We start from the raw sequence: 26,066 nt of genomic DNA on the forward strand, positions 1-26,066 counted from the left end.
CGGAACAATTTGAAAACCAGAATCTCGCTTAGGGTTGTGTCCACATTACGTGGGTAAGATCATGATGGCTTCCTGTTCTATCACGCATCCATAACAGACCGTGCAGACGGCAAGCGTTCAACGTGGCATACACAGCGTTTCACGAGGTTTAAGCGGAAAGCATTGGGTGAAGCTGGGAACGAGAAGAAAGTATTCCACTCATTACGCCATGCCTTCGCGCAGCAGCTCGACCGCAACAAAGTACCTGAAGACAGAATAGCTCTATTGATGGGACACGAGCGAGGAAGCACGGAAAGTTTCAAGACATACTCAAAGAATGCCGCATCACCTGTAGAGCTGGCTGGCTACATTGAGTTAATTAACTACGACATTTAGCCAATTCGAAAAAAAGCCCCTACTGCGAGCCTCTCGGCAATGAGACGTTCACAGCAGGGGCTTTTGCGTTGCTCGTGGTTAGGAGGCTGCAAGTTCAGGCTACGCGCTCAGCTAAACAGGGAGCAAGGCACAATCAGCTATTCGTAATCGTTCATTCCTCCTATGGTCAGGGTTTATTCGAGTGATGGGTAAATGATTGATGGAATGGGGGGAAAAGAAGCTGGTGGCTGTGGAAAAGATGATAGGGGATCTATGGCAATGACTGCGATTCAGTGCGCTACGTGCATTCTGATAATCCAGTAGGGTAATTCCCGCCGTACATCCACGTAGCACAACCAATTCAGGCAGCTATTTGTTCAAGGTAATCGAGGCAAGTAGCTTCAATCTCATCATCGTTCACCGCTTCCACTGCTTCCAATCGCTCAAGCCAGAAGTCGATAGACTTGCTTGCTGACATTACGGCATTGGTCACCTGGTGGATGTATTGTTTGCTATAAGACTGGAAGCTTCGTCTGTTCATCCATTCCCCGACATTAGCTGATGAGATTACGGGTAATTCTCTCAACATCTTCATCATCGTTCCACGGTTCATGGGCAATCCAGTGTACTTAGCCGAACCATTCAACCTTGCCGCGCCTGTGACTACATCATTAACCCATGATGGATAATTGCTCAGTAATGAACCTTCGTTGTCTGCATCAAAGTAGCCCAATCCATCCAGTTCAAAGCTCATGTCTTCGGCTGATGCTGGACAACGCCTGAGTAGCCATGTACGGGTGAAAGTGTTGTCCCAGATAATAGGGGGACGGCCTGCTTTCTTCTTTGGTATTTCTGGGTCGTTAGCTGCATCCGGTATTGAATGCAGGTCAATCATTGTCATTCGTTTAACTCCATTTAGGTTATCTGTCCTATGGTCAGGGTTTATTCCGACTTCTCTTTCCAGTGACGTTTAACTGTACTCACGTCCACGCTTAGCGCCTCTGCTACTTTGGATTGTGATAGCCCTTGAGCCTTCAACTCCTGCACTTTCTGGTACGTTTTCACCGCTACAGGACGGCCAATAATCTTGCCCTCTTTTCTCGCTCGAGCTTGCCCTTCCAGTGTACGTTCACGAATACGCGCCTTCTCGAACTCAGCAAATGAAGCGATGAGCTGGAGCATTAACTGCCCTTCTGGTGTGGTTAAATCCTTAACAGGCAAGTCCAGACAAATGAGGTTAACGCCCTTGTCGGTTAAAAGTTTAACGGTCTGCTGTACGTCGATGTTGTCACGGCCTAAGCGGTCGAGCTTGAGCACAACCAGCTTGTCGCCGGGTTCCAGCTTGATGAGCAGCTCTTTGAAGCCGGGACGCTCTACCGCCACAACACCACCTGAAATAGTCTCAGAGATTACACGGTCAGGGCGAACGTCATAGCCAGCCTTGCGCATAGCCAGCACCTGATTCTCAGTATCTTGCTCACCAGTTGAGACACGGCAGTAAGCGAAAGTACGGTTGTTCTGATTCATGGTTACTTCCTTGTCGAAGATGAACGGTGTGCTCATCAAGTGTCATTATCCTATGACACCAGCTCAACAAGTGTCAACCCCCACTTAATAAACCCACATGTGAGACTAAATCACTAAGGGCATTAAACGGTCGTTTGTTGCCACCACCACCAGCAAAGGCAAGGATTGAGAAGATGATAGGGCAAACGCATCAAGTCAGGTAGCATGAAACGCCCCTCGATTGGTTACTTTTTAATTAGTCTGACAGTTATAAGAGAACTTTAAGACCACAAGATCAGGTAGACACGACCAGCTTTCTTCCTTGTATTAACCGTAATTGTAATCAATGAAAGATAAATGAAGGATGAGCATGCTTCTTATCTGACAGTTCCTGCCTGACATCTGACAGACCCGTAAGCTTTACAGGCAGAAACTGTCCGGGACTACAAAATGTCTTAGATGTAATTACTACCAATGACAAACAATAGATGTCACTTACAAGATGTCATAAAGATAGTCCGTTTTATCTGAACCCCTATGGGTAGGGGAAATTATGCACTCACTCACCTCATTGCCTATAGAGAACAACAGGTGACAGCAGGTCTACCCAGCAGGAAAACGAGAGGGATACAGCAAGAAATCAGCAGGCCAACAGCAGGGGGGTACGGGGGGGAGCACGGGGTCACGCAGCTTCTTATAAGCCCCCTCACAGTTTTCTCAAATTTACCGAGAGGTCCCAGTTAGCACATTAACGAGCGTCCTTATCTACTTATTCTATAATGCACTGTGGTCACTCCAATCAACCCCACATCATGCGCTGAATGGCTGCCACGTCTTCCCGTATCAGGTGACTGCGCGATTGCATCGAGAGAAGAAAGTCTTCGTCAAGCTCGCACTCTCGAATCATCTCAACACGCCTGATTCTCACTGTTTTTAGCTCACTGACGAATTCAAGCGCTGACACCTGCGTAGAGCGACAGGCTTCACCATGTCCCTGTGCTTCCATAACCATGCGTGCCGTAAGCGAGGTGGCAATTATGCGACAAAGTGCCAGCTCTAACTCTAAATAACTTTCCAATGCCGTAGCGGAACATTGGCGCTTGCCGTCATTTTGCCCTTCTAGAAACTGAGCATTGAAGCCCCGCGAAAGCAGGCTCACTAATGGCTCTAGCTCACCTACAATAGCGCAGTACCGGTCAATCGTTTCTGCAATTCTCTTTCCTCTCAGGCTGGACAGCTTTGTGCGCGTGCTGAGTACAGTGGCAAGATTTGCGGTCTGCGAAATTGCAGTATCTATGTTGGATTGATCGGTTCCCTGCCCGGCGTTCGCTGTGGCAAGCTCCGTTATCATGGTGAGAGCGATTGCACCAGACAGTAGGCGCTCTACTTCATGGGATAGATGGATGAGCGCTTCAAGTTCGCGGGTTGTAGGCTTCTTTTGCCAGAACATTCGTTATCTTCCTTTATAGTTACTTATGATGCGAGGGCGCCCTAGGTATGCTTCCCACTTGCTTATGTCGATGCCCGGAGCATGTCACCTAACTTCTTGTCTTCATTGTAACTATACAAGAGATAAGAGCGTGGACGATTGATGCTGTAACCCTACACTCTACCCGTGATGATACAAAAAGGGACCAGCAAGCATCTTAACGATACCTACCAGTCTCTAGAGAATAACACCATGTCCACGAGCATCGCTGTAGTACGCCTTATTCACCGTCGCCCGTATGAAGTCATGACGTGCGCCTTGAAGTAATCTGGTCTTCTCCGTATCGCGCCGCCTGCCCCTCTCAGCAGGTCGTTGATAACTTCCGTGCCTTCCAGCTCAACCATGCTCACTACAACCTATTTGTTGTTCAGCAGGAATTTAGGCAATAGAAACCATAAAGCACCAGAATGGGTACTTACAGATAGGCCGTCAGGCATCGTTAGATTGTCGCAGTGATACGGTCAGTGAGTCAGGTACACATTATCGTATGCGTGATACGGGGTAGAGCCAGTTACTTTCCCGAACTGGTTAGGAATCCCATTACTTGCCTGTTTGTCCCGTGCTTAAAGGTCGCCGTTAGCGTCACTGCTTCAAGGAGTGTTTAGAGTCGTTGGCTCGACATTAGCTTCAAATTGATTTACTGATACGTGATTGAGCGTAGCAACTACACGCCGCTATGAGTTAGAATCCTTATTCGCCACTACTAACTACAGCGGCAACTTCAGATACTGTGGGATGTACTTTTCTCCCCTACAAGAAAGACAGATTTACTTGTCTAACTCACGGATTTCTAAGGGAAAAAAGTGATTGGTGCCGAAGGCCGGACTCGAACCGGCACGTATTTCTACGGTTGATTTTGAATCAACTGCGTCTACCGATTTCGCCACTTCGGCACTGAAGAGGTATGCGGAAAACGTTGTGGATTATACCTGTCGCACGCCACCATGCAAGCGTCAGCTAACGATTGTCACTCTAAGTGTCGAAAAAAGCAGCGTCATTCCTGTCCTGATGCTCTCCTTTCCTGGATCCTACTGACCATCTCAAATCAGACAGGATTTTTAACCAGAATCTTCCTCGCAGAAAAAATGCAACTTGATCTGGTCGGTTTACATTTACGATTGTTTGATATGAGATATCGTTACAAAATCTAGTAATAGTCATTGCTAACCGTTCTCAGGACATCGTTATGCGTTTTTATCAGGTTGAGCCCACGCTGGAGAACTACTGGCGTGGGATTATCCTCTTCGGCAAAAATGTTGCTTCCTACAAATTTGCACTAGCCCACGCCTTATACGACCTAAAACCTGACGGTAACGATCTGATCCTGCTGGAGGATTTGGCCGTACCATTCAGTGCCCATTTATGCCGCCATCTGAAACATGCGCCAAAGCAGATTACCTCTCGTAGCAGCCAGTTTATTGCCACTTGCTCACAATTCAATAACGGCGAAATCACCCGCGATGAGCTCACTACAATTTCCGTTCGGCAAGGGTTCAATAATGTCATTGATGCCTTTCATAATGTAAATCAAGGGGAGATCGAGAAACGCTTTTTTATTGATGAACGCAAAACGCATAAGGGCATTCGGCTGACCGAAAACTTCTACTACCTGAGGGAGCGCCAGCAGTACCGGAATCTTAGCTTTGAGACGGACGCACGCTGGAACCTGGTAGAGCAGGCCTGGGCAATGAACATATCCAGTCAGCTTATTAACGTCGAATACGATAGCAACGAGCAAATGCTTTTCAGCAAAAACAATGAGCGTCGCGTGTCCATCTCCAGTTGTCGTGACAGTCTGAACGGTTATCAGAAAGGGCGTTGCTTCTACTGTTTCGCACCCATTGGCTTACAGCCTGGTGACGATAACTTTGCCGATGTCGATCATTTCATCCCCTGGAAAGCACGAGGGCATGTGGCAAATATTGATGGCGTCTGGAATTTGGTGTTAGCCTGCAAGGAATGTAATCGCGGGGAAAAAGGTAAGTTTGCACAACTCCCCTCTGCCAGATTACTTCAGCGTTTGCGGGACAGAAATGAATACTTCATCAGCAGCCATCTTCCTCTGCGTGAAACACTGATTCGCCAGACTGGCGCAACGAAAGCTCTCAGAGAGACATTTCTGAACGACAGCTGGAATGAGGCAATTAAAATACTCTTTCACCAGTGGGAACCCATTGCACAAGGAATGGATACATTTTAATGACAATCGAATATTACCAGCAACACGCACAGAAATTCTTCAGTTCAACAGTTAATGTCGATATGGATTCGCTGTACCTGCCCTTTCTCAAAAACATCCCCGCAGGTGGACGTATTCTGGATGCCGGGTGCGGTTCAGGACGCGACAGTAAGGCATTTTTACAGAAAGGGTACCAGGTTGAAGCCTTCGATGCCTCGCCGGAAATGGTTAACCTGGCCAGTCAATATGCGGAGATCCCCGTTGTACAGATGACATTTAGCGATGTAGACATCGCTGAGCGATTTGATGGCATCTGGTGCTGCGCCTCTTTGCTACACGTTAGTGCAGAAGAGCTACCTGACGTGATGAATAAACTGGTTCGAGCGCTTAAACCCGGTGGGATCTGGTATGTATCATTCAAATATGGTGAAACTGAACGGGTGAAGGATGGCCGTCATTTTACCGATCTCAATGAGCAGAGGCTTGATAAACTGCTCGCGTCGCTAACTGACATCGTTCTTGATAGCCGTTGGAAGACTGTAGATAAGCGCCCCGATCGCGATGAAATGTGGTTAAACGCGATATTGCAGAAAAAACCTTAATCCCCCTTCTGCAAAGCGCCCCTGCCGACCATGCTCTACACTTCCAGTTCAACACCTACCGAGGGAAACACGATGTCCATTATAAAAAGCTATGCCGCAAAAGAGGCGGGCAGCAAACTCGAATTGTATGAATATGATGCCGGTGAACTCAGGCCGGAAGATGTTGAGGTGCAGGTCGACTACTGCGGTATCTGCCATTCCGATCTTTCCATGATCGACAACGAATGGGGATTCTCTCAGTATCCGCTGGTTGCCGGGCATGAAGTGATTGGCCGCGTAGCGGCGCTCGGTAGCGCAGCTCAGGGAAAAGGGTTGCAGGTCGGGCAACGTGTGGGCGTTGGCTGGACTGCTCGCAGCTGCGGGCATTGTGATGCCTGTATCAGCGGTAATCAGATTAACTGTCTGGAAGGAGCCGTAGCCACCATTCTCAACCGTGGTGGTTTTGCTGAGAAGCTGCGGGCAGACTGGCAGTGGGTTATCCCGCTTCCACAGAATATAGATATTGAGTCTGCAGGCCCGCTGTTATGCGGCGGTATCACCGTCTTTAAACCTCTGCTGATGCATCACATCACCGCGACCAGTCGCGTGGGGGTGATCGGTATCGGCGGTCTTGGGCACATCGCCATTAAATTGCTGCACGCGATGGGTTGTGAAGTGACCGCATTCAGCTCGAATCCGTCGAAAGAGCCGGAAGTGCTGGCGATGGGAGCCGATAAGGTAGTGAACAGTCGCGATCCGGAAGCGTTAAATGCGCTCGCAGGCCAGTTTGATCTCATTATCAATACCGTTAACGTCGATCTCGACTGGCAGCCCTATTTCGAAGCTCTGGCCTATGGCGGACATTTCCATACTGTCGGCGCAGTGATGAAGCCGCTACCTGTTCCGGCATTTACGTTGATTGCAGGCGATCGCAGTATCTCCGGTTCGGCAACCGGTACGCCCTATGAACTGCGCAAGCTGATGAAGTTTGCCGGGCGCAGCAAGGTCGCGCCGACCACAGAGTTGTTCCCAATGTCGCAAATCAACGAAGCCATCCAGCATGTTCGCGACGGCAAAGCGCGTTACCGCGTGGTGCTGAAAGCCGACTTCTAATCCCCTCTTACGGGTGGCGTTGCCGCCCGTTTATCCCTGTCGCTTCGGAATCCGCTTCGCAAAGTCAGGAATTTCGCGATGTGGAACGCCCGGTGGTTGCCTATACTCCAGGCAGGATAAATGGAGGAAATCTCATGAGCGCACCTTTATTAATTGCCCGCACGCCAGACACCGAGCTGTTCTTACTGCCAGGCATGGCCAACCGTCACGGGCTGATCACCGGCGCGACGGGGACCGGTAAAACGGTCACGTTGCAAAAGCTGGCCGAATCGCTGTCGGAAATCGGCGTTCCGGTGTTTATGGCGGATGTGAAAGGCGATCTGACGGGCGTTGCGAAAGAGGGGGTAGCCTCGGAAAAACTGCTTACCCGGCTAAACAACATCGGTATCACCGACTGGCAGCCACACGCCAATCCGGTAGTAGCGTGGGATATTTTCGGCGAAAAAGGCCATCCGGTACGGGCGACCATCTCCGATCTCGGGCCGCTACTGCTTGCGCGCCTGCTCAACCTGAATGAGGTCCAGTCCGGCGTACTGGATATTATCTTTCGTATTGCCGATGACCAGGGGCTATTACTGCTGGATTTCAAAGACCTGCGGGCCATTACGCAATACATTGGCGATAACGCCAAATCCTTCCAGAATCAGTACGGCAATATCAGTAGCGCATCGGTCGGGGCTATCCAGCGTGGCCTGCTGACCCTTGAGCAACAGGGCGCGACACACTTCTTTGGCGAGCCCATGCTTGAGATCACAGACTGGATGCGTGTGGACGCCAACGGTAAAGGGATTATCAACATCCTCAGCGCAGAAAAGCTTTACCAGATGCCAAAACTGTATGCCGCCAGCCTGCTCTGGATGCTCTCCGAACTTTATGAGCAGTTGCCGGAAGCGGGCGATCTGGAGAAACCGAAGTTGGTTTTCTTCTTCGATGAGGCGCATCTGTTGTTTAACGATGCGCCACAAGTGCTGCTGGATAAAATCGAACAGGTTATTCGTCTTATCCGCTCAAAAGGCGTCGGCGTCTGGTTCGTCTCACAAAACCCATCCGACATCCCCGACAACGTGCTCGGGCAGTTGGGTAATCGCGTGCAACATGCCCTGCGCGCCTTCACACCGAAAGATCAGAAAGCGGTAAAAACCGCAGCGCAGACAATGCGGGCGAATCCGGCATTTGATACTGAAAAAGCCATTCAGGAGTTGGGTACTGGCGAAGCGCTAATTTCGTTTCTTGATGCTAAAGGCAGTCCGTCGGTGGTGGAACGTGCAATGGTCATTGCGCCCTGCTCGCGTATGGGGCCACTCACCGACGACGAACGTAACGGGTTGATTAATCACTCGGCACTGTACGGCAAGTATGAGGAAGAGGTGGATAGCGAATCCGCATACGAGAGGTTGCAAAAGGGCGTACAGGCCAGCACTGAACAGCAGAACAATCCAACAGTGAAAGGCAAAGAGGTCGCGGTTGACGATGGTATTCTCGGCGGGTTGAAAGACATTCTGTTTGGCAGTACCGGACCACGCGGCGGTAAACGTGATGGTGTCGTGCAGAGTGTTGCCAAAAGCGCGGCACGTCAGGTCACCAATCAAATTATACGCGGGATGTTGGGTAGCTTACTGGGCGGGAGAAAACGCTAAGGTGAGACAAGTGCCCTCCCGTGTCATGGGAGGGCAACAGGATTACGATCTTCGCAGCATCAACCAGAGGCTAATCAGGAAGAACGAGGCGCTCGGCAACAGTGCGCCAATAATCGGCGGAATACCGTAAACCAGCGTCAGTGGACCAAAGATCTGGTCAAGCACGTAGAAGACAAAACCAAAGCTGATACCTGTGACAACACGTGCCCCCATCGGAACGCTACGCAGCGGGCCGAAAATGAACGACAGCGCCATCAGCATCATGACAGCCACAGAGAGCGGCTGGAACACTTTACTCCACATATTGAGCTGGTAGCGTCCGGCGTCCTGACCACTCGATTTCAGATACTTCACGTAGCTGTGTAAACCACTAATGGAGAGCGCATCAGGATCTAACGCGACCACCCCGAGTTTGTCCGGTGTCAGGTTGGTTTTCCAGGTACCGCTCACCGTCTGCGAACCGGTGATTTGTTTCGGATTGGTCAGGTTGGACTCATCGACCTGCGACAGACGCCATACTTTGTTCTCAGCATCAAATTTCGCAGAAGCGGCGTAACGCACCGACTGCAAACGGCGCTGCTCGTTGAAGCCATAGATACTGACCCCACCCAGCTCTGAATCACCTTTAACCCGTTCGATATACACAAAGCTGTTGCCGTCTTTTGCCCACAACCCTTGCTGAGTTGAGAGCAGCGAGCCGCCATACATTTGCTGAGCACGATAGTTACGCGCCATCTGCTCGCCCTGCGGAGCAACCCACTCGCCAATTGCCATCGTCAACAGCACCAGTGGAATAGCTGTTTTCATGACCGACAGCGCCACCTGCATGCGGGTAAAGCCAGAAGCCTGCATCACGACCAGTTCGCTGCGCTGCGCCAGCATCCCCAGCCCCAACAACGCGCCTAACAGCGCCGCCATTGGAAAGAAGATCTGCACATCTTTTGGCGCGCTGAGCAGGGTATATATCCCTGCGCCCATCGCATCGTAGTTCCCCTGCCCGGCTTTTTTCAACTGGTCGACGAACTTGATGATGCCCGAGAGCGATACCAGCATGAATAGCGTCATCATGATGGTAGTGAAAATGGTTTTACCGATATAGCGGTCAAGTACACCAAATGGCTGCATTACACCGCTCCTCTATGCAGAAAACGAGCACGCAGACGGCGTACTGGCACCGTATCCCACAAATTCAGACCAATCGCTAACGCCAGATATGACAGGTTTACCACCCACATCCAGAGAGCCGGATCCAATTTGCCTTTTCCGCCATTGGATTTCAGGGAAGTCTGCACAAGGAAGAACAACAGATACAGCAGCATCGCAGGGAGCATCGACAGGACACGCCCTTGTCGTGGGTTTACCACGCTCAGCGGCACCACCATCAACGCCATCATGAATACGGTAAATACCAGCGTCAGGCGCCAGTGCAGTTCCGCCCTGGCACGATCGGTCTTGGCCGACCACAGCGAGCTCATATCCATCTGATCGGAATCATTGGGATCCAGTGCAACCGCCTGATGCCCGATAATTGCCTGATAGTTCTGGAAATCGGTAATGCGGAAATCACGTAACAACGCGGTCCCTTCGAAGCGTGTTCCCTGATTCAGGGTCACTACCTGAGAACCGTCGCGCATCTGCGTCAAATGCCCAGAATCAGCCACCACCACGGAAGGACGGGCGTTGCCTTTCGGGCGGATTTGCGCAAGAAACACCTCTTTGAAGTCGCTGCCATCAACACTTTCGATAAACAGGACTGAGCTACCATTGGTTGCCTGCTGGAATTGCCCCTGCGCAAGCGCAGCCATACCGGGGTTGGCTTTCGCCTCCGCCAGCACTTCATCCTGATGTCTGGATGATAATGGACCCGCCCACATGACGTTGACCGCAGCGACAATACCAGTAAACAACGCCAGTACCATGGCGGCTTTTACCAAAACGGCTTTGCTCAACCCGCAGGCGTGCATGACCGTAATTTCACTTTCAGTATACAGTTTACCCAGCGTCATCAGCAGCCCGAGAAACAGGCTGAGAGGCAAAATGAGCTGCGCCATTTCAGGCACGCCCAGCCCCAGTAGCGAGAGCACCAGATTTGCCGGAATATCACCGTCAACCGCCGCACCGAGGATCCTCACTAACTTTTGACAAAAGAATATCAAAAGCAAGATGAAAAGGATCGCAAGTTGGCTTTTGAGCGTCTCCCGTACCAGATATCTTATGATTATCACTTTAAATACGCCCGTAAAAACTCGTCTTTTGCAGGATTTTAGCTTGTTTCATGGCTTAAACGTCATTTATTCTCTTGAGTCGTCGAAATCGTCGCTAAGACTATTATACTTAACGGATTCGCCTCTCAGAAATTTGTTCTGACGTGCCAATACCGTAATAACGTTAAGATTAACACGAAGTCACCGCAACAGCGGACATGAGTTACGAAAGCTTGCAATTCTATCCGTAGCCACCGCCGTTGTCTTTAAGAATCAGGAGTGTAGTGCATGGAGTTCAGTGTAAAAAGCGGTAGCCCGGAGAAACAGCGGAGTGCCTGCATCGTCGTGGGCGTCTTTGAACCGCGTCGCCTCTCTCCGATTGCAGAACAGCTCGATAAGATCAGCGACGGGTACATTAGCGCACTGCTGCGCCGTGGCGAACTGGAAGGAAAACCAGGGCAGACGCTATTGTTGCACCATGTACCGAACGTGTTGTCCGAGCGAATTCTCCTTATTGGTTGTGGCAAAGAGCGCGAACTAGATGAGCGCCAGTACAAGCAAGTCATTCAGAAAACTATCAATACTCTGAATGATACTGGCTCAATGGAAGCCGTCTGCTTCCTGACCGAGCTGCACGTCAAAGGTCGTAATAACTACTGGAAAGTGCGTCAGGCGGTCGAGACTGCCAAAGAGACGCTGTACAGCTTCGATCAACTGAAAACCAATAAAAGCGAACCGCGTCGTCCGCTGCGTAAGATGGTCTTCAACGTGCCGACCCGCCGTGAACTGACCAGCGGCGAACGCGCGATCCAGCACGGTCTGGCGATTGCCGCCGGTATCAAAGCGGCAAAAGATCTTGGCAATATGCCGCCGAACATCTGTAACGCCGCGTACCTGGCCTCTCAGGCACGCCAGCTGGCAGACAGCTACAGCAAAAACGTCATCACCCGCGTGATCGGCGAGCAACAGATGAAAGAGCTGGGTATGCACTCTTATCTGGCGGTGGGTCACGGTTCACAAAACGAATCGCTGATGTCTGTTATCGAATACAAAGGCAATCCGTCCGAAGACGTGCGACCGATTGTACTGGTCGGTAAAGGGCTGACGTTTGACTCCGGTGGTATCTCCATCAAACCTGCCGAAGGCATGGACGAGATGAAGTACGACATGTGCGGCGCGGCGGCGGTGTACGGCGTGATGCGGATGGTGGCGGAACTTCAGTTGCCGATTAACGTCATCGGCGTGCTGGCGGGCTGCGAAAACATGCCGGGCGGGCGCGCTTATCGTCCGGGCGACGTGTTAACCACCATGTCCGGTCAGACTGTTGAAGTGCTGAATACCGACGCCGAAGGCCGTCTGGTGCTGTGCGACGTATTAACCTACGTTGAACGTTTTGAGCCAGAAGCGGTGATTGACGTAGCGACCCTGACCGGGGCATGCGTGATTGCTCTGGGCCATCACATTACCGGTTTGATGTCGAACCATAATCCGTTGGCACATGAACTGATTGGCGCGTCCGAACAAGCGGGCGATCGCGCATGGCGTCTGCCGCTGGGCGATGAGTTCCAGGAGCAACTGGAGTCCAACTTTGCCGATATGGCCAACATCGGTGGCCGTCCTGGCGGGGCGATCACTGCAGGTTGCTTCCTGTCGCGCTTTACCCGTAAGTACAACTGGGCACACCTGGACATCGCAGGAACCGCATGGCGCTCCGGCAAAGCGAAAGGCGCAACCGGTCGTCCGGTCGCATTGTTGTCGCAGTTCCTGCTGAACCGCGCGGGTTTTAACGGCGAAGAGTAAGTTTGTTTGCCGGATGGCGCCGCGCTTATCCGGCCTACAAGCCGTAATTTGTCGATGAATGAAATACGATTGTAGGCCTGATAAAACGCGTTAGCGTTGCCATCAGGCGAGGGGTTTATGTCGGATGATGGCATATAGGCCTCATCCGGCCGACTCACGGCATTTGATCGTTTGCCGGGCCATCCGGCTTTGCATTTAAATCCACCACAAGAAGCCCCATATATGAAGAATGCAACGTTCTACCTTCTGGACAACGACACCACCGTCGATGGCTTAAGTGCCGTCGAACAACTGGTGTGCGACGTTGCCGCAGAACGTTGGCGCAGTGGCAAGCGCGTGCTGATTGCCTGTGAAGATGAGCAACAGGCTATTCGTCTGGATGAAGCGCTGTGGGCTAGACCGGCTGACCGTTTTGTGCCACATAATCTGGCGGGTGAAGGCCCGCGAGGCGGCGCGCCGGTTGAAATTGCCTGGCCGCAAAAACGCAACAGCAGCCCGCGAGATATTTTGATCAGCCTGCGAGCAAACTTTGCAGATTTTGCCACCGCTTTCACAGAAGTGATAGACTTCGTTCCTTACGAAGATTCTCTGAAACAACTGGCGCGTGAACGCTACAAAGCCTACCGCGTGGCTGGTTTTAACCTGAATACGGCAACCTGGAAATAATGGAAAAGACATACAACCCGCAAGATATCGAACAGCCGCTTTACGAGCACTGGGAACAGCAGGGCTACTTCAAGCCAAACGGTGATGAAAGTAAAGAATCCTTCTGCATCATGATCCCGCCGCCGAACGTCACCGGCAGTTTGCATATGGGTCACGCCTTCCAGCAAACCATCATGGATACCATGATCCGCTACCAGCGCATGCAGGGTAAAAACACCCTCTGGCAGGCGGGGACCGACCATGCCGGTATCGCCACCCAGATGGTGGTTGAGCGCAAGATTGCCGCTGAAGAAGGTAAAACCCGTCACGATTACGGACGCGACGCGTTCATCGACAAAATCTGGCAGTGGAAAGCGGAATCCGGCGGCACGATCACCCGTCAGATGCGCCGTCTCGGTAACTCCGTGGACTGGGAGCGTGAGCGCTTCACCATGGACGAAGGTCTTTCCAATGCCGTGAAAGAAGTTTTCGTACGCCTCTACAAAGAAGACCTGATTTACCGTGGCAAACGCCTGGTCAACTGGGACCCGAAACTGCGCACCGCCATCTCTGATCTGGAAGTGGAAAACCGCGAGTCCAAAGGCTCAATGTGGCACATCCGCTATCCGCTTGCCGACGGCGCGAAAACCGCAGACGGTAAAGAGTATCTGGTGGTCGCGACGACCCGTCCGGAAACCCTGCTGGGTGATACTGGCGTCGCCGTGAACCCGGAAGATCCGCGTTATAAAGATCTGATTGGCAAATTCGTGGTGCTGCCGCTGGTTAACCGCCGTATCCCGATCGTGGGTGACGAACACGCCGACATGGAAAAAGGCACCGGCTGCGTAAAAATCACTCCGGCGCACGACTTTAACGACTATGAAGTCGGTAAACGTCACGCTCTGCCAATGATCAACATTCTGACCTTTGACGGCGACATCCGTGAAAGCGCTCAGGTGTTCGATACCAAAGGCGAAGAATCTGACGTCTACGCCAGCGATATCCCGGCGGAGTTCCAGAATCTGGAGCGCTTTGCCGCCCGTAAAGCAGTAGTTGCGGCGGTTGATGCTCTCGGCCTGCTGGAAGAGATTAAACCGCATGACCTGACCGTGCCATACGGCGACCGTGGCGGCGTGGTTATCGAACCGATGCTGACCGACCAGTGGTATGTGCGTGCTGACGTACTGGCGAAACCGGCGGTTGAAGCGGTTGAGAATGGCGACATTCAGTTCGTACCGAAGCAGTACGAAAACATGTACTTCTCCTGGATGCGCGATATTCAGGACTGGTGTATCTCTCGTCAACTGTGGTGGGGTCACCGTATCCCGGCATGGTACGACGAAGCCGGTAACGTCTACGTTGGTCGCACCGAAGAAGAAGTGCGTCAGGAAAACAACCTGAGCGCGGACGTTGCGCTGCGTCAGGATGAAGACGTTCTCGACACCTGGTTCTCTTCCGCGCTGTGGACCTTCTCCACCCTCGGTTGGCCGGAAAACACTGACGCCCTGCGCCAGTTCCACCCAACCAGCGTGATGGTTTCTGGTTTCGATATCATCTTCTTCTGGATTGCCCGCATGATCATGATGACCATGCACTTCATCAAAGATGAAAATGGCAAGCCGCAGGTGCCGTTCCATACCGTCTACATGACCGGTCTGATTCGCGATGACGAAGGCCAGAAGATGTCCAAATCCAAGGGCAACGTTATTGACCCGCTGGATATGGTCGACGGGATCTCGCTGGCGGACCTGCTGGAGAAACGTACCGGCAATATGATGCAGCCACAGCTGGCGGAGAAAATCCGTAAGCGCACCGAGAAGCAATTCCCGGACGGCATTGAGCCGCACGGCACCGACGCCCTGCGCTTCACCCTGGCCGCACTGGCCTCTACCGGTCGCGATATCAACTGGGATATGAAGCGTCTGGAAGGCTACCGCAACTTCTGTAACAAGCTGTGGAACGCCAGCCGCTTTGTGCTGATGAACACCGAAGAGCAGGATTGCGGCTTCAACGGCGGCGAAATGACGCTGTCGCTGGCGGACCGGTGGATTCTGGCGGAGTTCAACCAGACCATCAAAGCGTACCGCGAAGCGCTGGATAACTTCCGCTTCGATATCGCTGCGGGCATCCTGTATGAGTTTACCTGGAACCAGTTCTGCGACTGGTATCTGGAGCTGACCAAGCCAGTGATGAACGGCGGTTCTGAATCTGAACTGCGCGGCACCCGCCACACGCTGGTGACGGTACTGGAAGGTCTGCTGCGCCTCGCGCACCCGATCATCCCGTTCATCACGGAAACCATCTGGCAGCGCGTGAAAGTGATTTGCGGCATCACCGCCGATACCATCATGCTGCAACCGTTCCCGCAGTACGATGCGTCTCAGGTTGATGAAGCCGCGGCTTCTGACACCGAATGGCTGAAACAGGCAATCATTGCGGTCCGTAACATCCGTGCGGAAATGAACATCGCCCCAGGCAAACCGCTGGAGCTGCTGCTGCGCGGTTGCAGCCAGGACGCGGAACGTCGTGTGAACGACAACCGCAGCTTCCTGCTGAACCTGGCGCGTCTGGAGAGCATCACCGTGCTGCCAGCCGATGACAAAGGCCCGGTATCGGTCACTAAAATCATCGACGGCGCTGAGCTGCTGATCCCGATGGCTGGCCTCATCAACAAAGACGATGAGCTGGCGCGTCTGGCAAAAGAAGTGGCGAAAATCGAAGGTGAAATTAGCCGTATCGAAAATAAACTGTCCAACGAAGGCTTTGTGGCGCGCGCACCGGAAGCGGTGATCGCCAAAGAGCGTGAGAAACTGGACGGTTATGCGGAAGCGAAAGCGAAACTGATAGAGCAACAAGCGGTTATCGCCGCGCTGTAATCAAATGCCGGGTGGCGCGACGCTTACCCGGCCTACAGTCCGTTGCAATATCAATGCATTGTGCGCTTTATCAGGCGCACAATGCATCCGTTCCTGAATTATCCTCTCTTGCACTCCCCTGCCTTGCGGTGTTATTAACTGCGTATATCCGTCACTATTTATTTCGAGTTTCACTATGAGTGTTATATCTCCGGTCGCGGCGACCCTGCGCCTGATCACCGCAGACGACAATCCCGCAGTGGCCAGCGTCATCCGTCAGGTCTCTGCCGAATACGGCCTGACCGCCGACAAAGGCTATACCGTTGCAGACCCTAATTTGGACGAACTATTCCAGGTTTATAGCCAGCCGGGCGCGGCTTACTGGGTGGTTGAGCAAAACGGGAAAGTCGTGGGCGGCGGCGGCGTTGCGCCGTTAGGTTGTAGCGAGCCGGATATTTGTGAATTGCAGAAGATGTATTTTCTGTCGACGGTGCGCGGCCAGGGGCTGGCGAAAAAGCTGGCGCTTATGGCGCTGGATCATGCCCGCGAGCAGGGCTTCAAGCGCTGCTATCTGGAAACCACCGCGTTTTTGCGCGAAGCCATCGGCCTGTATGAACATTTAGGCTTTGAGCATATCAACGAACCGCTGGGCTGCACCGGTCATGTGGATTGTGAAGTGCGGATGCTGAAAAATCTGTAAATTAGCCCGACGCGGTACGCGTACCGGGCAAGACATTACACCGGTACGCCGCTGTGAAAACGAAACTCGTCATCCGGCGACGTGATTAACGCCGCCTCCACTTCACCAAAGAAACGCACGCGCGGCGTGATATTCGCTGTCGACACCTGCTGCGCCAGCGCCAGGTAATCCTGATAGTGACGCGCTTCTGAACGCAGCAGCGAGAGATAAAACTTCTGTAACGGCTCATCGAGATACGGCGCCAGTGCGGCAAAACGCTCGCAGGATCGCGCTTCGATATACGCCCCGCAAATCAGTTTATCAATCAGCGTCAGCGGTTCGTGAGTACGCACCTCTTTCAGCATCCCTTTAGCATAACGGCTGGCGGTGATCTTCACGTACGGGATCTGGCGCGCAGTCATGGCTTCACGCACCTGCCAGAAGTGATGCAACTCCTCTTTGATCAACAACACCATGCTGTCGATCAACGCCTGCCCCCACGGATCGTCCGTCTGCGGCATCGCGCTTTTGCCGATCTGTTTGTGCAGCTCGACGAAATTTGGTTCCGGCCCTTCGCGGAAGGCAAACGCTTCGTAGGGCTGCAACCAGGCAAGCAGTGCCTCAGCCCCCTGTTTATCCGCAACATATTTACGCACCAGTAGCATCGCCGTTTGCGCCGCTTTTAGCTCGCACACCAGATGGTCGGTCAGCAACAGAGGAAGATTTTTCGGATCGCGGGCTTTATCGAGCCAGGGCTGCGGCGTTGGACATTGCAGAAAAGAAAGAACCGGAGAGAGTATTTGCGGGTAATCCATTGGCAACCTGTCAGTGGGGTACGACAGCAGGCGCTGTCGTACCGAATCGCATCTGGAACTTAGTGACGTACACCGTCATCGTCTTCATCGACGTAGTCTTCATCGTCGCCGTCTTCGCCGTTAGGGTCTTCAAAGTACGTTCCCCAACCGTCGTATTCCACTTCATACTTCTCTGCCAGATTCATCAGTTGCTCTACCTGAGCATCAATGAGTTCGGCGTTCAGCGCACATTCGCTGAGAATATCGCAGCAGATGACCGTGTCGCCTTCTTCCACTTCCAGCTCTTCCGGCTCGGTGACTTCATAGCCCAGCTTGAATGCTTCTACGGCGGCTTTTTCCAGCGTTTCGAAGTCATCTGCGGAAAGATGATGCTCAATGGTGTACAGCGCGTCGGGATCGCTACCATCCTCAAGTAATTCTTCAATAATCAAACGCGTCTCTTCACGCTGCTCTTCCAGTAGTTCCGGGTTTGCCATGGCTGATTCCTCATAATGTCCTGCCGATACTCTTATTGTCACATACCGCTGACATTGCCTCCACCTTTCCAGCAAAGATTTGTTAAACAGGGTTGCAAATGAATAATCATCCATATAAATTGAATTTTAATTCAATAAGTGGTCTTGACCATGTGAGGGAACCATGTCTGCGTTTTATCAGAAGCATTTCTTGAAGTTGCTTGATTTAACCTCCGCTGAACTTACCACTCTGCTGCAGCTCGCAGCGCAGCTGAAAGCCGATAAGAAAAACGGTAACGAGACGCCAAAACTGACCGGTAAAAATATCGCGCTCATCTTCGAAAAAGACTCGACCCGTACCCGTTGCTCTTTCGAAGTTGCCGCATACGATCAAGGTGCCCGCGTGACTTACCTCGGCCCCAGCGGCAGCCAGATTGGTCATAAAGAATCGATCAAAGATACTGCGCGCGTGCTGGGCCGCCTGTACGACGGCATCCAGTATCGCGGCTACGGCCAGGAGATTGTCGAAACGCTGGCAGAATATGCAGGCGTACCGGTGTGGAACGGCCTGACCAATGAATTTCACCCGACGCAACTGCTGGCAGATCTGCTGACCATGCAGGAGCATCTGCCGGGCAAGGCGTTCAATGAAATGACGCTGGTGTATGCAGGCGATGCGCGTAACAACATGGGCAATTCGATGCTGGAAGCAGCAGCATTAACGGGGCTGGATTTACGTCTGGTGGCACCAATGTCCTGCTGGCCGGAAGCGTCCCTGGTGGCAGAATGCAAAGCGATGGCGCAGAAACACGGTGGTAATATCACGCTGACCGAAGAGATTGCGACAGGCGTAAAAGGCGCGGACTTTATCTATACCGATGTGTGGGTGTCGATGGGGGAAGCCAAAGAGAAATGGACAGAACGAATCGCGCTGCTACGTGATTATCAGGTGAATAGCGCAATGATGGCGCAGACCGGTAACCCGCAGGTGAAATTTCTCCACTGCCTGCCTGCATTCCATGATGACCAGACCACACTCGGAAAGAAAATGGCGCAGGAGTATGGTTTGCATGGCGGAATGGAAGTCACCGATGAGGTGTTTGAGTCTGTGGCAAGCATTGTCTTTGATCAGGCGGAAAACCGTATGCACACCATTAAAGCGGTGATGGTGGCGACGTTAAGCCAGTAAGTTGAGTTACCGGATGGCGCTGCGCTTATTCGACCTACGGGCAGTGCGCTCTGTAGGCCGGATAAGGCGTTTACGCCGCCATCCGGCAAATGTGGGAAAATTACGCCACCAGCATTTTCACGACAGCCTTACGTACTGTCGCCGGAGCGCCCACTGCGCACAGCGGCTTATGCACTTCGCCCGGATAAAACACCACGAAATCACCTTCGTTCAGCACAACGGTTTTTTCCTCAATACCTTCGGGTAAAAACGCGATGTCTTTGTCCGCCAGCCAGTCCGTCTCCGGTGCACCCGCAGGTTGCGTACTGAACGTCATCCCTTCTTGTCCCTTTAACACGATCTGAATATCAAGATAGCGGGCATGGAATTCGGCACGGCGCTGCGCAAAGGGTTCCGTCATATCTTCTGAGATCAGGAAAAACAGACGGTTACCATCGATATCATGCTTACCCTTTTCGGTCGCTTCCGTCACATGCGTTTTGATATGCTCAATAGCCTGGCGCAGCTCTTGCGGTAGCCAGGATTGCAGATTGTGGATATTGCCAACGATCATCATACACCCCATTAATTAAAACATTGTTTCATTTTAATGGTTATACGAAAAAAACAACGACCATACCATCGCTATTTCCTCATGTTTTGCGACAGCGCATGTTTTTTGTGACAATCGGCCACCGGGCGCATAACGAATAAGAATTCAATAAAAACGCCACTTCACTCACCTCAATCGTTTTCCTTATCAGAATTGTGCATTAATCGCTTGATCCCATAACGGAGCTGAGTATAATCGCGGACAATTTGCCGGGAGGAAGTATGGTCCAGTGTGTTCGACATTCTGTCTTACCGCGTCTGAAATCAGACGCCGGACTGCCGTTTTTCTTTCCGTTGATCACCAATTCCCAGCCCCTCAATTGAGGGGCTTTTTTTTGCCCAGGCGTCAGGAGATAAACATGGCTAACCCGCTATATCAAAAACACATCATTTCCATAAACGACCTTAGTCGCGATGACCTTAATCTGGTCCTGGCGACGGCGGCGAAATTAAAAACCAACCCGCAGCCGGAGCTGCTGAAGCACAAAGTGATCGCCAGCTGCTTTTTTGAGGCTTCAACCCGTACCCGTTTATCCTTCGAAACCTCAATGCACCGTCTGGGCGCCAGCGTGGTCGGATTCTCCGACAGCAGCAACACCTCTCTGGGTAAAAAGGGCGAGACGCTGGCAGACACCATTTCCGTCATCAGTACCTATGTTGACGCTATCGTCATGCGCCATCCGCAGGAAGGCGCGGCCCGTCTGGCCACCGAGTTTTCCGGTACAGTACCGGTTGTGAATGCGGGTGACGGCTCTAACCAGCATCCGACGCAAACGCTGCTGGATTTGTTCACCATCCAGGAGACACAAGGCCGTCTGGATAACCTGAACATCGCGATGGTCGGCGACCTGAAATATGGCCGTACCGTGCACTCTCTGACGCAGGCGCTGGCAAAGTTTGAAGGTAATCGCTTCTACTTTATCGCCCCGGATGCGCTGGCCATGCCGCAGTACATTCTCGATATGCTTGATGAAAAAGGTATTGCCTGGAGCCTGCATGGCAACTTCGAAGAGGTAATGGCAGAGGTGGATATTCTGTATATGACCCGCGTGCAGAAAGAGCGCCTTGACCCCTCTGAATATGCCAACGTCAAAGCGCAGTTTGTCCTGCGCGCCAGCGACCTGAACGGCGCGCGTGAAAACATGAAGGTTCTGCACCCGCTGCCGCGTATTGATGAGATCACCACCGACGTCGACAAAACGCCACACGCCTGGTACTTCCAGCAGGCGGGGAACGGCATTTTCGCTCGCCAGGCGTTACTGGCACTGGTTCTGAATCGCGATCTGGCACTGTAAGGGGAAAAGAGATGACACACGACAACAAACTTCAGGTTGAAGCAATCAAACGCGGTACCGTGATTGACCACATTCCCGCCCAGGTCGGTTTTAAGCTGCTGACCCTGTTCAAGCTGACCGAAACTGACCAGCGCATCACCATCGGCCTTAATCTGCCGTCGGGTGAAATGGGCCGCAAAGACCTTATCAAAATCGAGAACACGTTCCTGACCGATGAGCAGGTAAACCAACTCTCTCTGTACGCCCCGCAAGCCACGGTGAACCGTATTGACGATTACGACGTTGTGGGTAAATCCCGCCCCAGTCTACCGGAGCGTATTGACAGTGTGCTGGTCTGCCCGAACAGCAACTGCATCAGCCATGCAGAACCGGTTTCTTCCAGTTTTTCAGTGAAAAAACGCGTAGACGACATTGCGCTCAAATGCAAATACTGTGAAAAAGAGTTTTCTCATTATGTGGTGCTCGCCAACTAATTGGGGTTGGTTATGGATTCCCGGCTCCCTATAATAACCGGGAACATGAGGCTGCATCCCTCAAATGGATTGATGCAGCCTCAATTACCGCTGTAAATCAGGAGATATCATGAGCAAAACTATCGCGACGGAAAATGCACCAGCAGCTATCGGCCCATATGTTCAGGGCGTAGACCTGGGCAGCATGATCATCACTTCCGGTCAGATCCCGGTTGATCCAAAAACCGGCAGCGTACCGGAAGACGTGTCAGCTCAGGCGCGTCAGTCGCTGGAAAACGTAAAAGCTATCGTCGAAGCGGCGGGACTGAAAGTTGGCGACATCGTAAAAACCACCGTGTTCGTTAAAGATCTGAACGACTTTGCCACCGTGAACGCCACTTACGAAGCGTTCTTCACCGAGCATAATGCGACCTTCCCGGCGCGTTCCTGCGTTGAAGTGGCGCGTCTGCCGAAAGACGTGAAGATTGAAATCGAAGCGATTGCTGTTCGTCGCTAATCTCCGTCAAAAAATAATCCAGGATTAATGCCTGGATTATTTTCTTGAATTTACATTATTATTGTTATTCAATCAGCAACTGGAAACGGAGACCTATTATTCTTAGCCATGGAGCCCAGACAATGGCAAAAGCACGCTTTACTGAGGAACAAATTGCTGATTTTCTTCATCAGGCTAAAAACGGTGTACCAAACAAAGTATTGTGCGAAAAATATGAATTTAGCATAAGCACGCTCCGACGCTGGCAAGAGTTGCATGCCGAAAGCGTGCGCTGTGAGTTAAAACAAATAGAATCCACTGCATCAATGGTATTTTTGTGCTTCTTCATTGTAGCCATAATAGCTGGACTGGCGTTCCCTGACCTCACCGGTGTGTTAATCATTCCTCCCTTCTTGCTTTACTGTGTTAGCTACATCCGTCGCTTCCGTAAGATATCAGAAAAACATATTAAGGAAGAAAATATTTTCATTTCTCGCTCTGGGAAAGCGGCGAATAATGTATTTTATAATCTTAGCTGGGCATTCATTATTCTTTCTATTTTTTCTCTCGGGTATATTACCACCCATCTTTTTTGAAATATTATCGGCCCTAAGGAGACTTATTTCAGGCCGATATTTATCCAGAAATACCTTAATAGAAGTAAAAAATTACTGCCAGCCGTAACGCCGGCTATAAAATCCCTTCACCCACTGCGTCAGCGTCATATATCCCACCAGAATGGCCACCAGCCACGGGAAATAGCTCAGCGGCAACGCCTGCAATTGCAGATAACTTGCCAGCGGTGAAAACGGTAATGCGATCCCCACAACCATCACCAGTAATGTCATCAGCATTAATGGCCATGCGGCGCGGCTCTGGATAAACGGCACGCGGCGAGTACGGATCATATGCACAATCAATGTTTGCGACAGCAGTCCCACCACAAACCAGCCTGACTGGAACAAGGTTTGCGCTTCCGGCACATTGGCGTGGAAGACCCACCACATTACACAAAACGTCAAAATGTCAAAGATTGAACTGATCGGCCCAAAGAACAGCATAAAGCGCCCAAGATCGGCAGGATTCCAGCGCTGCGGCTTTTGGATCTGCTCATCATCAACGTTATCAAACGGGATGGCCACCTGGGATACATCGTACAGCAGGTTTTGAATCAGTAAATGTAGCGGCAACATGGGCAGAAACGGCAGGAAGGCGCTCGCTACCAGAACGCTGAAGACATTACCGAAGTTAGAACTGGCGGTCATCTTGATGTACTTCAGCATGTTAGAGAAGGTACGCCGTCCCTCAATTACGCCCTCTTCCAACACCATCAGGCTTTTTTCCAGCAAGATGATATCGGCGGTTTCACGGGCAATATCCACCGCGCCATCAACAGAAATACCAATGTCCGCAGCCCGCAATGCTGGCGCATCATTGATACCGTCACCCATAAACCCGACCACATGTCCTTCGCGTTTGAGCAGCGTGACGATGCGCTCTTTGTGCATCGGCGTCAGGCGCGCAAACAGCGTAGTACGCAGCGCCAGCTTCGCCAGTTCATCATCGCTTAGCCCTTCGATATCGCTGCCGATGACCGCTTCCCCCGCATCCAGCCCAACGTCGTGACAGACTTTTGCCGCCACCAGTTCACTGTCTCCGGTGAGGATTTTTACGCTGATCCCGCTGGCTTTCAGCGCATTCAGCGCGGGTGCAGTGGTCTCTTTTGGGGGATCGAGAAACGCGATATAGCCTTCGAGGATCAGGCAGGACTCATCAATACGTTGATAATCCCCTTCACGCGCGGGCAGGTATTTCGTCGCAACTGCCACTACACGTAGTCCCTGTCGGTTCAGGGTATCGGTGACCCGCTTAACCCGCCGCAACATATTGTCATCCAGCGGCACAATCTCTCCGTTGTATCGAACCTGGGTGCAGACAGTGAGGATCTCCTGCAAAGCCCCTTTGCACACCAATTGATGCACACTGGCCTCTTCTGCCACCACCACCGACATCCGGCGGCGTTCAAAATCAAACGGGATTTCGTCAATTTTCTGCCAGCGGCCGGAAAGCTGCCGTGCAGTGGCTTCATCCACACCTTCCAGCACGGCGGTGTCGAGTAAGTTCTTCAGTCCGGTCTGGTAATGGCTGTTCAGCCAGGCGGAATGCAACACGCGTTCGCTGGGTTTTCCCGAGATATCGGTGTGATTCTCCAGCACAATTTTATCCTGCGTTAGCGTGCCGGTTTTATCGGTGCAGAGAATGTCCATCGCGCCGAAGTTCTGGATGGCATCGAGATGTTTGACAATGACCTTCTGCTTTGAAAGCTTCACCGCCCCACGCGCCAGCGTAGAGGTGACAATCATCGGCAGCATCTCCGGCGTTAAGCCAACGGCTACCGACAGCGCAAAAAGCGCCGCTTCCCACCAGTCGCCTTTGGTGTAGCCGTTAATGAGCAGAACAACAGGCGCCATCACCAACATAAAACGAATCAACAGCATACTGACGCGGCTAATGCCTTTTTGAAACGCGTTCTGCTCGCTTTCCTGTTCGGTGACTCTTCCCGCCAATTGACCAAACCAGGTGTTGGCGCCCGTCGCCATGACCATCGCCAGCGCCGTGCCGCTCACCACATTGGTGCCCATAAAACACAGCGTATCGCACTCAAGCGGATTGCTTTGTTGCGGGTCACGCGTTACCGCCACTTTCTCAACAGGCAGCGACTCGCCCGTCAGCGAGGCCTGTGCGACAAACAGATCACGCGCCTGAAAAACGCGCAGGTCCGCCGGGATCATATCGCCGGCCGCCAGTTTGATGATATCGCCCGGCACCAGTTGGTCGATGGGCAGCTCCAGCCAGCCGTTCTTTCCGCTGTCGTTTATCACACGCAGCACCGTCGCCGTATTACTGACCATCGCTTTCAGGGCATCCGCCGCTTTCGTCGAGCGTGCCTCCTGCACAAAATTCAGCAGCGTGGAAATAATGACCATCAGAGCGATCACGCTGGCGGCGAACAGATCCTCCGTGGCATAGGAGATCCCCCCCAAAATGGTGAGCAAAATATTGAACGGGTTGCGATAACACGTCCACAAATGTCGCCACCACGCAGCGGGCTGCTGAGCCGGGAGCTGATTCTCACCGTATTTTTCACGCGCGCACTCAACCTCGGCATGATTCAACCCTTCCGGGTGCGCGTCAAAGGTACGCCAGAGCGCCTCTTCTTCCATCACGGCGACCTTCAGACAGCGCTCGCGTAATGAAGGGGAGATTGGCGTACTGGCCACTGTCTGCGCGTTGGGCAACGGATCACGCTGCACCAGGCGATAAGGCAAATGGCGGTTCAGTCGAACAAAAAGCATACGGGTTAGATTTTTAAACACAGGCAGTCCCTCCGCGCCCTGTAAATCAGGCGCAGAAAATCCGTCAGGCGCGGCAATGCCTTACCTGAGGGTAATGTAAAAAGAGAACAGGGACGTCAGAACGTCACTGTCTTACGCCACCGGTAAGACAGTGAAAAGCAGGCTTACCGGAAAGGAATACGTCGCCCTCGCGAGAGAGGGGTGGGATCAGGATCCATACAGCCTCCGGTAAATGAATGATGCGCAATGCGCAGAAAACCATAAGGTTTGTCTCTATTATGGCGGTATGATAACTGAAGGTGACTAAACCAGACTTTGCCCATTGCCTTTCACCTGAGTAAAGTGATTCCTTTTCAAAGACCAGACGTACCACGG

The 26,066-nt window shown here is 52.2% G+C and carries 25 protein-coding genes, 1 tRNA gene and 3 pseudogenes; 17 read left to right on the top strand and 12 right to left on the bottom strand.

Going from position 1 to position 26,066, the window contains the following annotated elements; genetic code table 11:
* Window positions 1–60: 60 nt before the first annotated feature.
* Window positions 61–375: pseudogene (locus CJP72_RS19315) on the top strand (tyrosine-type recombinase/integrase); the annotation flags it as partial.
* 340 nt (window positions 376–715) lie between these two features.
* Here CJP72_RS19315 and CJP72_RS19320 read toward each other — a convergent pair.
* The 4 genes from CJP72_RS19320 to CJP72_RS19335 all read right to left on the bottom strand — a co-directional run bounded on the left by CJP72_RS19320 (window position 716) and on the right by CJP72_RS19335 (window position 4,242).
* On the bottom strand, window positions 716–1,255 hold the full coding sequence (locus CJP72_RS19320; protein ID WP_162382950.1) for a hypothetical protein: 540 nt from the start codon (window positions 1,253–1,255) through the stop codon (window positions 716–718).
* 41 nt (window positions 1,256–1,296) lie between these two features.
* A complete protein-coding gene (locus CJP72_RS19325) occupies window positions 1,297–1,881 on the bottom strand; it encodes a recombinase family protein (protein WP_162382951.1) in 585 nt (194 codons plus the stop codon).
* Between the two features lie 778 nt (window positions 1,882–2,659).
* Window positions 2,660–3,310, bottom strand: coding sequence for a hypothetical protein (locus tag CJP72_RS19330; protein ID WP_162382952.1), 651 nt, complete (start codon window positions 3,308–3,310; stop codon window positions 2,660–2,662).
* An 847-nt stretch (window positions 3,311–4,157) separates the two neighbouring features.
* Window positions 4,158–4,242 (bottom strand) — tRNA-Leu (locus CJP72_RS19335).
* Between the two features lie 293 nt (window positions 4,243–4,535).
* Here CJP72_RS19335 and CJP72_RS19340 point away from each other — a divergent pair.
* The 4 genes from CJP72_RS19340 (at window position 4,536) to CJP72_RS19355 (ending at window position 8,859) form a co-directional block, all read left to right on the top strand.
* Window positions 4,536–5,549, top strand: a complete 1,014-nt coding sequence (locus CJP72_RS19340; protein WP_162382953.1) for an HNH endonuclease — start codon at window positions 4,536–4,538, stop codon at window positions 5,547–5,549.
* Window positions 5,549–6,130, top strand: a complete 582-nt coding sequence (locus CJP72_RS19345) for a class I SAM-dependent methyltransferase (RefSeq protein ID WP_162382954.1) — start codon at window positions 5,549–5,551, stop codon at window positions 6,128–6,130. The genes CJP72_RS19340 and CJP72_RS19345 overlap by 1 nt, the downstream gene beginning before the upstream one ends.
* Before the next feature lie 72 nt (window positions 6,131–6,202).
* Entirely contained in the window at window positions 6,203–7,222 is a 1,020-nt protein-coding gene (ahr, locus tag CJP72_RS19350; protein ID WP_162382955.1) for an NADPH-dependent aldehyde reductase Ahr, read from the top strand.
* 134 nt (window positions 7,223–7,356) lie between these two features.
* Window positions 7,357–8,859 carry a helicase HerA-like C-terminal domain-containing protein gene (locus CJP72_RS19355; RefSeq protein ID WP_162382956.1) on the top strand — a complete coding sequence of 501 codons (1,503 nt, stop codon included), beginning with the start codon at window positions 7,357–7,359 and terminating at the stop codon, window positions 8,857–8,859.
* Between the two features lie 42 nt (window positions 8,860–8,901).
* Here CJP72_RS19355 and lptG read toward each other — a convergent pair whose 3' ends face one another.
* From lptG to CJP72_RS26130, 3 genes are all read right to left on the bottom strand, one after another.
* Entirely contained in the window at window positions 8,902–9,984 is a 1,083-nt protein-coding gene (gene lptG / locus CJP72_RS19360) for an LPS export ABC transporter permease LptG (protein ID WP_162382957.1), read from the bottom strand.
* The gene (gene lptF, locus CJP72_RS19365) at window positions 9,984–11,084 is read right to left on the bottom strand and encodes an LPS export ABC transporter permease LptF (protein WP_162382958.1); all 1,101 of its coding nucleotides are present in this window, start codon (window positions 11,082–11,084) and stop codon (window positions 9,984–9,986) included. The genes lptG and lptF overlap by 1 nt, the downstream gene beginning before the upstream one ends.
* 62 nt (window positions 11,085–11,146) lie before the next feature.
* Window positions 11,147–11,191 (bottom strand): hypothetical protein, encoded by a 45-nt coding sequence (locus CJP72_RS26130; protein WP_342212333.1) that lies wholly within the window; start codon window positions 11,189–11,191, stop codon window positions 11,147–11,149.
* Window positions 11,192–11,351: 160 nt separating this feature from the next.
* On the opposite strand from CJP72_RS26130, the gene pepA reads away from it, so the two are divergent.
* The 4 genes from pepA (at window position 11,352) to CJP72_RS19385 (ending at window position 17,063) form a co-directional block, all read left to right on the top strand.
* On the top strand, window positions 11,352–12,863 hold the full coding sequence (gene pepA, locus CJP72_RS19370; protein ID WP_162382959.1) for a leucyl aminopeptidase: 1,512 nt from the start codon (window positions 11,352–11,354) through the stop codon (window positions 12,861–12,863).
* 222 nt (window positions 12,864–13,085) lie between these two features.
* The gene (gene holC, locus CJP72_RS19375) at window positions 13,086–13,529 is read left to right on the top strand and encodes a DNA polymerase III subunit chi (protein ID WP_162382960.1); all 444 of its coding nucleotides are present in this window, start codon (window positions 13,086–13,088) and stop codon (window positions 13,527–13,529) included.
* Window positions 13,529–16,384 (top strand): valine--tRNA ligase, encoded by a 2,856-nt coding sequence (gene valS, locus CJP72_RS19380; RefSeq protein ID WP_162382961.1) that lies wholly within the window; start codon window positions 13,529–13,531, stop codon window positions 16,382–16,384. The genes holC and valS overlap by 1 nt, the downstream gene beginning before the upstream one ends.
* Window positions 16,385–16,559: 175 nt before the next feature.
* The gene (locus CJP72_RS19385) at window positions 16,560–17,063 is read left to right on the top strand and encodes a GNAT family N-acetyltransferase (RefSeq protein WP_162382962.1); all 504 of its coding nucleotides are present in this window, start codon (window positions 16,560–16,562) and stop codon (window positions 17,061–17,063) included.
* Window positions 17,064–17,098: 35 nt separating this feature from the next.
* Here the strand turns inward: CJP72_RS19385 and miaE are convergent, their stop codons facing one another.
* Window positions 17,099–17,857, bottom strand: a complete 759-nt coding sequence (gene miaE / locus CJP72_RS19390) for a tRNA isopentenyl-2-thiomethyl-A-37 hydroxylase MiaE (RefSeq protein ID WP_162382963.1) — start codon at window positions 17,855–17,857, stop codon at window positions 17,099–17,101.
* Between the two features lie 59 nt (window positions 17,858–17,916).
* Entirely contained in the window at window positions 17,917–18,333 is a 417-nt protein-coding gene (gene rraB / locus CJP72_RS19395) for a ribonuclease E inhibitor RraB (RefSeq protein ID WP_162382964.1), read from the bottom strand.
* 98 nt (window positions 18,334–18,431) lie between these two features.
* Here rraB and argL point away from each other — a divergent pair, with 98 nt between their 5' ends.
* The 3 genes and pseudogenes from argL to CJP72_RS26380 all read left to right on the top strand — a co-directional run.
* On the top strand, window positions 18,432–18,527 hold the full coding sequence (argL, locus tag CJP72_RS26375) for a putative translational regulatory protein ArgL (RefSeq protein WP_407649620.1): 96 nt from the start codon (window positions 18,432–18,434) through the stop codon (window positions 18,525–18,527).
* Window positions 18,497–19,501, top strand: coding sequence for an ornithine carbamoyltransferase (gene argF, locus CJP72_RS19400; RefSeq protein ID WP_162382965.1), 1,005 nt, complete (start codon window positions 18,497–18,499; stop codon window positions 19,499–19,501). The genes argL and argF overlap by 31 nt, the downstream gene beginning before the upstream one ends.
* Before the next feature lie 6 nt (window positions 19,502–19,507).
* Window positions 19,508–19,591 (top strand): annotated as a pseudogene (locus CJP72_RS26380) (hypothetical protein); the annotation flags it as partial.
* A 10-nt stretch (window positions 19,592–19,601) separates the two neighbouring features.
* Here CJP72_RS26380 and CJP72_RS19405 read toward each other — a convergent pair.
* Complete coding sequence (locus tag CJP72_RS19405; protein ID WP_162383009.1) at window positions 19,602–20,054, bottom strand: YhcH/YjgK/YiaL family protein; 453 nt, start codon at window positions 20,052–20,054, stop codon at window positions 19,602–19,604.
* 191 nt (window positions 20,055–20,245) lie between these two features.
* Window positions 20,246–20,335: pseudogene (locus CJP72_RS25630) on the bottom strand (hypothetical protein); the annotation flags it as partial.
* Between CJP72_RS25630 and pyrL the strand changes: the two are divergent.
* The 5 genes from pyrL (at window position 20,315) to CJP72_RS25875 (ending at window position 22,931) form a co-directional block, all read left to right on the top strand.
* Entirely contained in the window at window positions 20,315–20,416 is a 102-nt protein-coding gene (gene pyrL, locus CJP72_RS19410) for a pyr operon leader peptide (protein WP_162382966.1), read from the top strand. The pseudogene CJP72_RS25630 and the gene pyrL sit on opposite strands and share 21 nt — an antisense overlap.
* A 35-nt stretch (window positions 20,417–20,451) precedes the next feature.
* Window positions 20,452–21,387: an aspartate carbamoyltransferase gene (gene pyrB, locus CJP72_RS19415; RefSeq protein ID WP_162382967.1), complete on the top strand. Its 936-nt coding sequence runs from the start codon at window positions 20,452–20,454 to the stop codon at window positions 21,385–21,387.
* An 11-nt stretch (window positions 21,388–21,398) separates the two neighbouring features.
* Window positions 21,399–21,860: an aspartate carbamoyltransferase regulatory subunit gene (gene pyrI / locus CJP72_RS19420; protein ID WP_162382968.1), complete on the top strand. Its 462-nt coding sequence runs from the start codon at window positions 21,399–21,401 to the stop codon at window positions 21,858–21,860.
* Between the two features lie 109 nt (window positions 21,861–21,969).
* The gene (gene ridA, locus CJP72_RS19425) at window positions 21,970–22,356 is read left to right on the top strand and encodes a 2-iminobutanoate/2-iminopropanoate deaminase (protein WP_000047541.1); all 387 of its coding nucleotides are present in this window, start codon (window positions 21,970–21,972) and stop codon (window positions 22,354–22,356) included.
* Between the two features lie 122 nt (window positions 22,357–22,478).
* Window positions 22,479–22,931, top strand: a complete 453-nt coding sequence (locus CJP72_RS25875) for a transposase (protein WP_162382969.1) — start codon at window positions 22,479–22,481, stop codon at window positions 22,929–22,931.
* Window positions 22,932–23,003: 72 nt separating this feature from the next.
* Here the strand turns inward: CJP72_RS25875 and mgtA are convergent, their stop codons facing one another.
* Window positions 23,004–25,691, bottom strand: a complete 2,688-nt coding sequence (gene mgtA, locus CJP72_RS19435; RefSeq protein ID WP_162383010.1) for a magnesium-translocating P-type ATPase — start codon at window positions 25,689–25,691, stop codon at window positions 23,004–23,006.
* Between the last annotated feature and the right edge of the window lie 375 nt (window positions 25,692–26,066).

This window comes from Citrobacter sp. NCU1 (genome assembly GCF_010231475.1).
Taxonomy (GTDB): domain Bacteria; phylum Pseudomonadota; class Gammaproteobacteria; order Enterobacterales; family Enterobacteriaceae; genus Citrobacter_D.

Excerpts from the sequence above, each read along its gene's own strand:
- CJP72_RS19345 (WP_162382954.1), top strand. The coding sequence starts at position 5,549 with ATGACAATCGAATATTACCAGCAACACGCACAGAAATTCTTCAGTTCA.
- ridA (WP_000047541.1), top strand. The coding sequence starts at position 21,970 with ATGAGCAAAACTATCGCGACGGAAAATGCACCAGCAGCTATCGGCCCA.
- rraB (WP_162382964.1), bottom strand. The coding sequence starts at position 18,333 with ATGGCAAACCCGGAACTACTGGAAGAGCAGCGTGAAGAGACGCGTTTG.
- valS (WP_162382961.1), top strand. The coding sequence starts at position 13,529 with ATGGAAAAGACATACAACCCGCAAGATATCGAACAGCCGCTTTACGAG.
- pyrL (WP_162382966.1), top strand. The coding sequence starts at position 20,315 with ATGGTCCAGTGTGTTCGACATTCTGTCTTACCGCGTCTGAAATCAGAC.
- pyrB (WP_162382967.1), top strand. The coding sequence starts at position 20,452 with ATGGCTAACCCGCTATATCAAAAACACATCATTTCCATAAACGACCTT.
- CJP72_RS25875 (WP_162382969.1), top strand. The coding sequence starts at position 22,479 with ATGGCAAAAGCACGCTTTACTGAGGAACAAATTGCTGATTTTCTTCAT.
- CJP72_RS19320 (WP_162382950.1), bottom strand. The coding sequence starts at position 1,255 with ATGACAATGATTGACCTGCATTCAATACCGGATGCAGCTAACGACCCA.
- holC (WP_162382960.1), top strand. The coding sequence starts at position 13,086 with ATGAAGAATGCAACGTTCTACCTTCTGGACAACGACACCACCGTCGAT.
- CJP72_RS19385 (WP_162382962.1), top strand. The coding sequence starts at position 16,560 with ATGAGTGTTATATCTCCGGTCGCGGCGACCCTGCGCCTGATCACCGCA.
- pyrI (WP_162382968.1), top strand. The coding sequence starts at position 21,399 with ATGACACACGACAACAAACTTCAGGTTGAAGCAATCAAACGCGGTACC.
- CJP72_RS19340 (WP_162382953.1), top strand. The coding sequence starts at position 4,536 with ATGCGTTTTTATCAGGTTGAGCCCACGCTGGAGAACTACTGGCGTGGG.
- CJP72_RS19355 (WP_162382956.1), top strand. The coding sequence starts at position 7,357 with ATGAGCGCACCTTTATTAATTGCCCGCACGCCAGACACCGAGCTGTTC.
- CJP72_RS19330 (WP_162382952.1), bottom strand. The coding sequence starts at position 3,310 with ATGTTCTGGCAAAAGAAGCCTACAACCCGCGAACTTGAAGCGCTCATC.
- CJP72_RS19405 (WP_162383009.1), bottom strand. The coding sequence starts at position 20,054 with ATGATCGTTGGCAATATCCACAATCTGCAATCCTGGCTACCGCAAGAG.
- lptG (WP_162382957.1), bottom strand. The coding sequence starts at position 9,984 with ATGCAGCCATTTGGTGTACTTGACCGCTATATCGGTAAAACCATTTTC.
- argF (WP_162382965.1), top strand. The coding sequence starts at position 18,497 with ATGTCTGCGTTTTATCAGAAGCATTTCTTGAAGTTGCTTGATTTAACC.
- mgtA (WP_162383010.1), bottom strand. The coding sequence starts at position 25,691 with ATGCTTTTTGTTCGACTGAACCGCCATTTGCCTTATCGCCTGGTGCAG.
- miaE (WP_162382963.1), bottom strand. The coding sequence starts at position 17,857 with ATGGATTACCCGCAAATACTCTCTCCGGTTCTTTCTTTTCTGCAATGT.
- CJP72_RS19325 (WP_162382951.1), bottom strand. The coding sequence starts at position 1,881 with ATGAATCAGAACAACCGTACTTTCGCTTACTGCCGTGTCTCAACTGGT.
- pepA (WP_162382959.1), top strand. The coding sequence starts at position 11,352 with ATGGAGTTCAGTGTAAAAAGCGGTAGCCCGGAGAAACAGCGGAGTGCC.
- argL (WP_407649620.1), top strand. The coding sequence starts at position 18,432 with ATGAATAATCATCCATATAAATTGAATTTTAATTCAATAAGTGGTCTT.
- ahr (WP_162382955.1), top strand. The coding sequence starts at position 6,203 with ATGTCCATTATAAAAAGCTATGCCGCAAAAGAGGCGGGCAGCAAACTC.